At 30.6% G+C, this 12,178-nt stretch carries 6 protein-coding genes; 2 read left to right on the top strand and 4 right to left on the bottom strand.

Going from position 1 to position 12,178, the window contains the following annotated elements; translation table 11 throughout:
* Positions 1-1,574 precede the first annotated feature (1,574 nt).
* The 3 genes from HACICURV3402_RS03370 to bioB form a co-directional block, all read right to left on the bottom strand.
* Positions 1,575-2,630: a Replication protein gene (locus HACICURV3402_RS03370; RefSeq protein ID WP_157992939.1), complete on the bottom strand. Its 1,056-nt coding sequence runs from the start codon at positions 2,628-2,630 to the stop codon at positions 1,575-1,577.
* Positions 2,623-2,781 carry a hypothetical protein gene (locus HACICURV3402_RS03365; protein ID WP_157992940.1) on the bottom strand — a complete coding sequence of 53 codons (159 nt, stop codon included), beginning with the start codon at positions 2,779-2,781 and terminating at the stop codon, positions 2,623-2,625. Before HACICURV3402_RS03365 ends, HACICURV3402_RS03370 begins: the two co-directional genes overlap by 8 nt.
* A gap of 2,173 nt (positions 2,782-4,954) precedes the next feature.
* Positions 4,955-5,992 (bottom strand): biotin synthase BioB, encoded by a 1,038-nt coding sequence (gene bioB, locus HACICURV3402_RS03360; protein WP_157992941.1) that lies wholly within the window; start codon positions 5,990-5,992, stop codon positions 4,955-4,957.
* 103 nt (positions 5,993-6,095) lie between these two features.
* Here bioB and bioA point away from each other — a divergent pair, with 103 nt between their 5' ends.
* The gene (gene bioA, locus HACICURV3402_RS03355; RefSeq protein WP_157992942.1) at positions 6,096-7,397 is read left to right on the top strand and encodes an adenosylmethionine--8-amino-7-oxononanoate transaminase; all 1,302 of its coding nucleotides are present in this window, start codon (positions 6,096-6,098) and stop codon (positions 7,395-7,397) included.
* A gap of 102 nt (positions 7,398-7,499) precedes the next feature.
* Entirely contained in the window at positions 7,500-8,684 is a 1,185-nt protein-coding gene (locus HACICURV3402_RS03350) for a NupC/NupG family nucleoside CNT transporter (protein ID WP_157992943.1), read from the top strand.
* A gap of 1,081 nt (positions 8,685-9,765) precedes the next feature.
* Here the strand turns inward: HACICURV3402_RS03350 and HACICURV3402_RS03345 are convergent.
* Positions 9,766-10,266 (bottom strand): Hsp20 family protein, encoded by a 501-nt coding sequence (locus tag HACICURV3402_RS03345; RefSeq protein ID WP_157992944.1) that lies wholly within the window; start codon positions 10,264-10,266, stop codon positions 9,766-9,768.
* Positions 10,267-12,178: the final 1,912 nt, after the last annotated feature.

Below are 12,178 nucleotides of genomic sequence, written 5' to 3'. Positions count from 1 at the left end.
ATAAGTTTGAAAATTATTTTTTATTTTTTCTTTTTTACTAAAAATATTAAAAAATGAATATATAAATTAATTTAATAAAATTTATAATTTTTTTATTTTTTATATTTCAAAATATATAAAACTATCTACTAATCTGATACAACAAGAATATTGTGTATTGTTTTTAATATAAGTGCATGAGAAAGATTGCATATAAAATAAAAAATTTTAATTAAATTAATATTATTTAATATTATTTAAATTAACTTATATTCATTTTAATAACATCATTAATAATTTTTATAAATATCATGTATGAAGAATTTTTAATATTTTCTATTCAATGTCTCATCTAATAAATGACGTTATGAATTTTTTTATTAATGGATAGTTAACAATTTTTTAAATAATTTAAAAGAAAATTTTTTATTCAACCAACTAAAATAAGTTATATATATTATATTAAAGGCATTTTAACTTGTTCTAAAACACTGATTTTCATAAATGTAATATACGTTATTTACTCAAATAACGTATATTCTTATTTTTCATAATATATCAATAAATAATAAATTCTAATTTTGATTATCCATAATTTCTAAAATATAAATTTCTTGAATCATTTAATAAGATAATTGATAGTATTCACACTTTAAAATATATATTTTTTAACCATAAAACATTTTTAATCCATGATTATCTAATATATATACCTATTTATTATCATCACATTGCTTATTTTCATTTGATATAAATCAATTTTATGTGAAAATAAAAATATTTAGACTAGAAAAATATAAAATTTTAATCAAAAAGGTCTTATTTATTAAAGAAATTATATAAAGTTATAAAAAACAAATTATTTTACTCAAACTTCTCTATAACTGTTATCAAAGATATAAATCCTATTAATTAATATAATTTTTTTTAAATTATTTAAGTCAACTTTTTATATAAAATAATATTATTTAATAATATTAATTATTTTATAATTTTATAAAAAAATTTTTATAAATTTTAAAATATAAAATACTTTATTCTATGTGATTTTAAAAATTAAAACAAAATTGATATACATCACATATCTTATCCATAGTCATTATTATCCCCTCCTCTGATTTTTATCCTTCTTGACTGTGTCCATAAAAAGTTTCTAAGAATGAGTCGTCCCGCTGCCGGACTTTTTTTGGCTTTCTTACACAACATTTTTCATTTCCACTACAGAGTAGATTTTGATTAAAAACATCTTTTTTCTTGAATATAAAAGATCTACCTAAAGACCTGTGAAGAGCTTTAGGTAGTCTTTCTTTAGAAAGCATATTTTGTGCAGAAATAACGTTCGAAATTAATAAAAAAAATTAAAAAATATAAAGCCTTAAAATTTTTTTGAAAAAAATTTTAAGGCTAATTTAATTAATATTAAAAAATTCTTCATTTCACATTAATTTTGGGGTTAAAAATGCTTATGAAGAGAAGAGATAAGGATAAAAAAAACTATTTACCGATATAAGAAACAGGGGAGATCTAACTCCTGTTTGGAATTTTATTGATGATGTAATTTTTTGAAAAAAATTCAGCAATTTAAAATTACTAAGTTATGGTAGAGGGATGCCTGCACGTTCAAGGAGGAGACGATAATACTGCTCAGTACTTGTGGAATGATTTAATAAATGTGGAAATTCTGTCTTGATCGCATTTTCTAAATTCAATCGTATCACTGGTGTGCATGCATCGCTTGCTGACCATGCCCACCAGGCCATTTGGTACCGCACTTCACTTAAATTTCGAGATAATATGCGTTGTTTTTTATGCGCAATTAAGTAAGTGTTAAGATCTGCTATAATAGATTCTTTTTCATTAAATAGTTCTGGACTAACGACCCAACGTTTAATGCTTTTTAGCCGGTTTTTTAAAGAGTGATGACGATCAATATCAATTCCAAGGCGAGCCATTTTAAGTTGATGACGCTCATACTTGCTGCGTAAGGAAACTGAAATACCTGCTGATATTGCCCACTGACGATACTTATGTAGCCATTGACGCACACTTTCAACGTTCATTCCGCGTGAGGTAAAAAAGTTTTCCGTCAAGAAAACTCTCATTGGTTTATTCTGACCAGAATCACTTTCTCGACCACGATGAACTATGACGTAATCTAATTGCTCAAGTACACGCAAAGCGTGTAATAGAACATCGTATGCCTTGCGGCCATTATTATAGACATGTAAAACACCCATACGTTGCGCTATTTCTGCAATTGGTAGTATAACCTCAAACATATACTGGCTGTATGGACTGTAGTCACAGTTTGCCGCAAGGGCTAATGAAAGAGCACTAAGCGCTTCTCTACTTTCAGAGCGCACTGTTATACGAAGTGGTTTTGGTTGGTAGGAACGATCGAATATACGTGAATAGGGTGTATAACCATTTTTTCTTAGTGCTATAAGATCACTGTTTTGGCGCCAATCATGATTTTTAATACAAGCCATAACTTTTGCAGCCATTCCACGCGGTATTTTTCCGGTAAATTGTGGCTGATGATTGCGGTGTGTTTTGACCTGTCCTTTGCGCTGACAATTAGCTTCACCACGACGTGTCTGACGATATACAACTTGGTCAGATTCTTGCAGCATTACAGTGTTATTATTCACCCTGTCCAAATCTTATGGCGGATAGGTGTTGTTTTTTTAATATGCATTCGTTATAATCCTTTACAGGCATTAGCCTGTAAACGACCCCTCGGTCTCTGGTTCTTCCGCCAAGTTGACGCAGAATCGAGGGGTTTTTGCATCGAACAACCACTTCAATGTGGTTGTATCTCCCGAACGATTTTAGGATACGTCCAATCCATTAAGTTTGTTTCGTTGTTCCAAAAAGCGGTTAAACAGTAGAATCAAACCAAAACATAACTACAACATACACCAACTCTTTAGCTATTCTTAAATTACTTTTTATATATTAAAATCTATAAGCCAAGAATTGATCAAGCACATGTCTCTTAATTTAATTCCATAATCCATGTTAGTGCATGATTCTATACTAACTGATATGGAGATTCTCTAACTGTTTTTACAGACAGAGAAATTTTTATGTTGTGTTATCTAGATATACTGGGAGCTGTAATTCTCCGAAGAACTTAATTTGCTTCATTTTATTGTCTTAATTTTTTAAGCTAATTAGTTTACATTCTTTGTATATCTTAATCAGAGTGTTTCATAGAAAACGCGTCTGATTGTATTTTAGTTCTGTTAAACAACATGATCTATGTCTAATCTTGATCTACGTGTATTTAGTTACATAGTCTAATATGTTTGTTCTCAATCTTGAACACTAAAAACAACGAAGTGATCTAGATACGTTAATAACCCCTCTTTATTAACCCCATACTGAACTTTTTATCGTATCTTAATATTCGCAATTACGACTATTTAGGCTGAGAATATTAGCGTAACTAATATATCATCCTTATTTTGGGGCGGAATCAACAACTTAATTTTTTTCTATGAGCTCTAAAAGTAACTCGTGTGTTTTTAGTATTGATTAGCTTATTTATAGTGTTTTAGAGTCTTATTTTCTTTCCATCAAGATGTATTTTTTAAGAAAATACTGGTTAAGCTAATTAAAAGACAATATGTTATCTATTCAAACACGTTATTTCTGTATCAAGCTAATTTCATACTTTGTTTACCATGTAAGAGCAATGTTTGGCGGACGATCTATGCTCTTTCATATTAAACTTTTAGTTTTAAGATTCCTAAATAACAATATCACTTTTTTGTCTTACAGATACTGGATAATTCACTATTGCCATCTTTCTCTATTGAGAATTCTTCGAAACTTCTGGATCAAAATAGCTATACTCCTAGCTATTATCCTATTGGATAATAAATTATACCAATAAAATGCACAAAGAAGAAGCCCTAATATTATCTATTATCCATTTTCTGAGTCTATTAATATAACACAAATAGTGGATTTTGTGATTTATCTATCTAATTTTATAGATTTATTTAAACTATGTGAAGTGATACGAGAATTTGATAATTCTCATCCATATCTAGTAAGTAGAATTCAGTTTATTTATATATTCTTATAACATACATTCTAGCTATATAGAAAGGTCAATAACAGTAATATCTTCATTCTTCAAAAATTTTTAAGGTTATTGGAGATTAATCCTACTGTATACTACCTTTTCTATTAAGAATTAACCTAATAAGAATCAGACTAAGAACAATGTAAGATAATGTTAAAGAACATGATATCTTTTCAGTGTTTTTAAACTTAAAATTGATTGTTAGTGAAATTTTTTATTAGAAAATGTTGTCTATTAATCAACTATTATTTTAGATCTAAAAGTAGATCAATCACCATTACTCGATTAATTGTAGAGATTTAGTTTTTTTATGAAGATTAGATTAGTTCTTTTCCGAAAGAAAAATTAAAGAAAATATTAAGATTCAATTTTTCGAGTAACAAAAAGAATTGCAATATCAGTCATACTTCTAGATGATAGAAGACTATCTATTTATGATATAATCATGTGTCACTGTTCCGCAGACAAGATAGCGTCTGCGGCTTGACTTAAAGATTTCTATCTAATTGAAGATGACATCAAAGATATCAAGTTTCTCAACGTGTGTGTCTATAAATAATCTTGTAGTAATTAATATCTTAATAAACATAGTAATCATGATAATGAATCAATAAAAATTAAACACTTGAGGATTCAGATATAGTAAGGTAATTGTATCTTACAATACAATAAAACTAACATCATACCTGTGTGATTATTTCTATAATAATCTATATCCTCTTGAATTTCGATTCAGATTATTCTTGAACATAATGGGAGAGAAAAAATTTAATAACCTCTAAAGGAGGTGCATTACATAATAGAAGATGATACATGAAATATGTTTTTTTAATTCTCTTCTCATAAAGACGAGAACTATTAATAAGTGTGCAAAATTAATTAGTGTGCAGCATTATAATATTTGTCCGTATCTAAAGATAACAAACTTTCTGTTAGATTTTTTTCTTGTTCTTGATTACCTTCTGATATTTTTTTATGCTGAATCGTCAGACCAAGTTTTTTAAATAACCGTAAATCATGATCTTCATCTGGGTTAGGCGCGGTGAGTAATTTGCAACCATAAAACACAGAGTTAGTGCCTGCCATAAAACATAGTGCTTGAGTTTGTTCATTCATCTGTTCTCTTCCAGCGGATAATCTAACATAAGAATTTGGCATCATAATACGTGCTACGGCGATAGTACGAATAAAATCGAATGGATCTACGTCACTAGCATCAGATAATGGTGTACCTGGTGATTTAACCAACATATTGATAGGAACGCTTTCTGGCTGTATTGGTAAATTAGCTAATTGCACTAGTAATCCTGCGCGATCATTTATGTTTTCACCCATGCCTACAATACCACCAGAACATATTTTAATACCTGCTTGTCGTATAGTGCTGAGTGTATCAAGCCTATCTTGATAACTGCGGGTAGTGATTATTTCGTTATAAAATTCCGGTGATGTATCTAAATTGTGATTATAAAAATCTAGACCAGCTTTAGCCAACTGTTGTGCCTGATCATTGTTAATCATGCCTAAAGTCATGCAAGTTTCAAGACCCATCGCTTTAACACCTTTGACCATCTCTTCTAATAGTGGCATGTCACGATCACGTGGATTTTTCCAGGCAGCCCCCATACAAAAACGCGTGGAACCAGCTTTACGCGCTTTTTCTGCCGCATCAAGTACTTTTTGGACTTCTATAAGGTCTTCTCTTTGAATACCTGAATTATAACGCGCGCTTTGCGGACAATATTTGCAATCCTCTGGACAAGCGCCTGTTTTTATTGATAACAGTGTGCTAACTTGAATTTCACCGGAGATAAAATGTTGACGATGTATCTGTTGGGCCTTAAAAAGCAAATCAAAAAAAGGCTGATCAAATAATGATCTGACTTGTTCAGTAGTCCAGCGTTGAGGAATTGACATAGCAGTTACCCATAGAATATTTAAAGAAATAGATAGTTGTAAGTATAGAGTTTACCGTTACACTGTCTATAATGTATTTAAATTTATTTAATAGGATATCCTGATGCAGGCTGATGATCTTGCTTTTGACAAACGACACGTCTGGCATCCTTATACGTCTATGACTCAGCCTCTACCTACTTATCCGATTGTTTCTGCTAGTGGTTGTGAGTTAATCCTTAGAGATGGGCGGCGATTAGTGGACGGCATGTCTTCTTGGTGGGCAGCCATTCATGGTTACAATCATCCTACAATTAATCAGGCAATGCATAAGCAAATTAACGAAATGTCACATGTCATGTTCGGCGGTATTACTCATCCACCTGCGGTAGAGTTATGTCGTCGTTTGGTTGCATTAATGCCGTCTGACTTGGAGTGTATTTTTTTAGCTGATTCCGGTTCGGTAGCTGTAGAAGTCGCCATGAAAATGGCACTTCAGTATTGGCAAGCATCTGGTCGCCCTCGTTGTAAATTTCTTGCGCTACGCCAGGGATATCATGGTGATACTTTAGGTGCAATGTCGGTTTGTGATCCTATTAAGTCTATGCATAGCATGTATTCCAGTTATCTGCCTGTGAATCGGTTTGTTGATACTCTTAGAAGACGTTTTGGAGAAACTTGGCAAATAGGTGATGATACAGAGTTGTCCACCCTTTTTTCTTCGTGTCATCATACCTTAGCAGCAGTGATCATGGAGCCAATTGTACAAGGGGCTGGAGGGATGCATTTTTATCATCCTGAATATTTACGTGTAGCACGAGCTTTATGCGATCAATATGGAATATTATTAATTGCTGATGAAATAGCAACTGGGTTTGGTCGTACTGGTACATGGTTAGCTTGTAATCATGCCAATATTATTCCAGATATTTTGTGTCTTGGGAAAGCGTTAACTGGAGGTGCGTTAACTCTTTCGGCTACTTTGACCCGTCGTTATATAGCAGAAATTATTAGTGATAGCGCCGCTGGTTGTTTTATGCACGGCCCCACGTTTATGGGTAATCCTTTAGCTTGCGCAGCAGCTATTGCTAGTTTATCTCTTCTTGAAGACAAAGCCTGGTATCATCGTGTAACGGCAATTTCTGCTCAACTGCGAAGAGGCTTGTCTCCTTTAGTAGGGCATCCCAACGTTCTGGATGTTCGAGTATTAGGAGCTATTGGTGTAGTCGAAGTAACAAAAGTCGTAAATATATCTTTGTTACAACATTGGTTTGTTGAGCATGGTGTATGGATCCGTCCTTTTAGAAATCTTATTTACCTAATACCTCCTTATATTATTTCATCAGAAGAGCTTACACAACTTATTGAGGCTATTAGTGATTCTTTAGATCATCCTGAGCATTTCGATTCTTCAATACCTATATAAAGAATTATATTTATTAAATTTCTTGTTTCAATGTTCAATTAATATCTAAAACATAGTACACGGAATAAAATACAGTCCTTATTTATTTACTGGAGTATGGATATGTCTCGGATTCTTCATTTTTTAGCATCACTAGTTGTGATTATAGTACTATCTATGTTAGTAAGCGATGATCGAAAGGAGATCCGTATTCGTTTTTTGAGTCAGCTTCTTGTGGTTGAAGTCCTATTGGCATGGTTTTTTCTGCATTTTGAAATAGGTCTGGAATTTGTAAAAAAAATGTCAGAGTTATTTGATCATTTGTTAAGGTGTGCGGCATATGGAACTAATTTTGTCTTTGGCAACATGAGTGATAGAGGTCTTGCATTTTTTTGGCTTAATGTTCTCTGTCCTATTATTTTTATATCAGCGCTAATTGGTATACTGCAGCATTTGCGTGTCCTGCCAGCTATAATTCGCATACTTGGCACTATTTTATCAAAGATCAATGGAATGGGTAAGCTAGAATCTTTTAATGCAGTTAGTTCACTACTTCTTGGGCAGTCAGAAAACTTTATTATTTACAAGGATATATTAGGACAGATTTCAGAAAAACGCATGTATACGTTGGCGGCGACAGCTATGTCGACTGTGTCTATGTCTATAGTTGGTGCTTATATGACCTTGTTACAACCAAGGTATGTGATACTAGCTTTAGTATTAAATATGTTTAGTACTTTTATAATTTTATCGTTAATTAATCCCTACTGCGTGGATTTTCAAGATGACCTAAAACTAGCTGATCCTCATCAAAAACAAGGTTTTTTTGAAATGCTCAGTGAATATATTTTAGCCGGTTTCAAAGTCATGGTGATTGTAACAGCGATGCTTATTGGTTTTATTGCTTTAATTGCTAGTTTTAATTCTGTGTTTGATTCTGTGTTTGGTATCAGTTTTCAAGAGGTGCTTGGTTATATCTTTTTTCCACTGGCATGGGTGTTAGGTGTTCCAGGTTATGAGGCCTTGCAGGTAGGTAGTATTATGGCTACAAAACTAGTTTCTAATGAATTTGTTGCAATGATTGATCTGCAAAAAGTTATAGAAAAACTTTCGCTGCATTCTGAAGGTATCTTATCAGTATTCTTAGTGTCTTTTGCTAATTTTTCCTCAATTGGCATCATTAGTGGTTCTATAAAAGGTCTACATGAGGAACAGGGCAATACAGTATCGCGCTTTGGTTTAAAACTTTTGTACGGTTCCACGCTCGTAAGTCTTTTATCAGCTGCCATTACAGGTTTTGTCCTCTAAAACAACCAAGACTGGATAAAAATAGTTTCTAGATATTTTGCATTATCTACATCATAATGAGAGCCATTTCAAACAATATAAGTAATAAAAATTGTACGAACTCATACAAAATGAGTGATTATATTTCTTATTTTAAAATTTATATCTAGTGCACTTAGTTAATATATTTTAGCGGACAGTAAGAGAATTGAGTTGCAGAGACAAAAAATTAATTTTTTAAATTACAGAACATGCATTCTATATGAATATGATAAATAATCTAATAACTTTATAAGATCTGGCTAGTAATGTAATGAATTATGGATAGTAACATCAAATATGATCTTTATCATCTTGTCATTAAAGTTTAATTATTTGAGTTAGCGCTTATTAATGTAATTACATTATATCTAAACTAGAATATTATATATTTAATTTGTAAACAATTTGTATACACGATTAAATATTCTTGTAACTCAGAGAGAAGATTTACTTTAATTAGAGATGACCCCATTTTTATCTACTGGTGAACTTCTGTTTTATTAAATAACATAACATGCTATAAAAGAATATGTGAACCAGACAGATCCGGTGTGCAACAAAAACCATCTGAATGAGCGGGTATTGTATAGGTAGAGCGGAAAATGTTTGTGTGTCTGCCTAGACAAAGTGTCTGTATATAGTAGTGGGAAATATATAGATAGTTAGTAGTGTTATCTTAATGCATAAAAAAATTAAGTTTCGATTTTTTAAATTGAACTAATGTTATTAGAACAGATCTTCCTTGAATAGTAAGATCTGTCTGCCAATAAGAATGAATTTTTATATTTAGGAGTGATCACTAATCTGTTGTATTTGTCATAGAAAACATTAGAGTAGTGAGAGTATTTAGAGTACAAAACCATAAGGTTATATATGGATTGTAAATACTATAGGCAAAATAAAATAGTTTTTAACAGCTACCTTCTAGCCCAAGCACATTTGGTAATGAAAATCAGAAAGTAATCTAGCAGATATAGCCCGACAAGTATGAAAAATACTAAAGACTATTGCCAATTACCAACAAAATAGCGCCCTGTAAGGCGCTATTTTGTTGGTAATATTAAGTCTTGTTATGCTCAACAACATGCCCATCTTTATTATTGTTATTTGATCCGATTGAAATCTTTTTGGGTTTCTCTTGTTCGGGGATATCATAAGTAAATTGTAGCGTTAACAATCCATTATCTAACTTAGCTTGATAAATCATAATTCGATGCTCTAAGCTAAAACTGAGAGAAAATTCCTTTTTTTGGATACCTTTGTGAAGATAAGTGGTGCTCTCTTTTTCTTCAGTAGAAGTTATGTCTTCACTTTTTGGAGTACCGCGTAAAGTAAAGTGATTATTAAGTACTGAAATATCTAATTCATCCTGCGTATAGCCTGGTACGCTTACTGTCATTTCATAATGGTCTTTATCTTTTTGTAATAGATTGTATGCAGGGTTATCACCAACAGGTGATTCACCCGTTAGACGACTAAAAAGATTGTCAATCTGTGTAAAACGATCAGATAAAAGATTATTGCTCCATGTAGGCATGAGAGAGAAAGAACGGTAGGCCATAGCATCCTCCTATAAAATACATATAATTGAGAATAAAATTATACTCACATATTGACTATGTTGGTATATATAAAGATATTTCAAGGATTATTCTTAAAAAGATTAAAGAAACTAATATTCTTATTACTCAAGTCTATTTTCCCTCTAATGGAATTAGTTCTATTTATTGGAGGATTAAGATTATTTGCTAGAATATATATTTATATATATGTTATTTTTTTGATTATTATTAGAATTGGAGCATCATTAATGCACTGAACTATAGCTTATTCAAAATAATAACTTTAATAGTTATATTTTAAATCAGTTGTTTGGTTTGATAAAATATCAATATATTTTATTAGATAATAGTTTATATCGTTTTTTTTGAATACAAGATTTAAATCATTTTCCTAAAAATACTCTAATTTATTGATATACTAGAATCAGTAACATTTTTTAATAGACACTTAGATAATATATTCAAAGGTCTTTATAATATTAATTAGTCCACCTAAGAAATTAAATTTTTAGATAGGACTGGGATTGTTCATTTTCTTCTTTCTAAGATTGAATGGTTAATAAATTTTGTTTAATTTTTATCGGGTAATCTCGGTAATCTCAAAGTTGTTTTTATGAAATAAATTTATCAATTTCATCTGACGCCCATTTACCTCATTAATAACAATATCTAACATATAATTAATATTAGTTAAAAAATAAACTATAAACAATGCTAGTTTTAATTTCACCTAGTACGCAAAGTTTATATCGCTGGTTCTTCTTATTCTTCATTTTTAATCGATTCTTGATCAAGTATTAGTTAGTTTTTTAATGAACATACTAATTATTAATCTAGAGGGAGTGTCTAATAAGACTAATATCTATCCCAATAGATCTACTATTTATGTAATTTGTACACTAATTTAGGACAGAAGGAATGCTAATCCTATATAGGATTAAAGGTGTTCTAGTGTACCAAAAGTAGATTAAAGTTTTGAAAAAATATATAAATGAGAATATGGACACATTTATTTTTAAGTTTTTAATTGCATGATTTATAATCATTATATAATTTTAATTGCAGTTACTTAAAGGAGAAGACTTTTTATTACAAGATAAATAGATTCTCGATAGAGAAATATAAGAATATATACAAGACCCTATAATATTCATAACTACCTCCAGTATTATTAGAAATAGATAAATAAGGGTCCGATCTTGATATTTGATTTAAGTGATATTGCACTTAGAAACGTTATGATTTAGTTAATAGGTGAGCCTGGTTTAAGAAGAAATCCTATAAGTAGATAAGAAAGAAATCTACTTAGTGTTGCTAAAATGTTAATGGGATTAGCATTATTTAATTTTTCATATAGATAGTGAAAATACTCAAATTATTGTTATGGTAAGTCTAGAATATAATTCAAACTACATCATAATGTAGTTTATAGTATATACTGGTAGCTTGTTATGCATCCATTCAAGCGTTAACGCTCTCTCCTAGCTGGCTTAATGGATTATAAATTCTCTCAGGTTATGTGTGATACAATTCGATTCCTATCAACAAGCTAATCCTTCTTTAGATTATTTTAGTGAATAATGCATAGGAAAATGATGTACAGTTCTTTTATTGGTCGATACATATATACATTATATAATCAATAGACTATTTCCTATAAAAAATAAGACTTACGATATAAATAGTGCTTTGGTTATTAAGTAGTATTGATTAATAGGTGGTTATTAAGTAGTATTAATTAATGGGTAAGAGCGTAAATTAAGGCTCTTACGCAATAGGAGATAAGTAATATATTTCAATTAATTTAAATTAAAATAGTCATTTCTATATAGCGCTATAAATTAATGATGGTAACATTAGTTGTTGTTGAAGATAGAACATCCTTTGTCAAAACATTAAATTTGTTGAATA

This window comes from Candidatus Erwinia haradaeae (assembly GCF_900698925.1).
Taxonomy (GTDB): Bacteria; Pseudomonadota; Gammaproteobacteria; order Enterobacterales; family Enterobacteriaceae; genus Erwinia_E; species Erwinia_E haradaeae_I.
The sequence above is the reverse complement of the archived record's forward strand: the minus strand, read 5'-3'. Positions and strand labels throughout refer to the sequence as shown.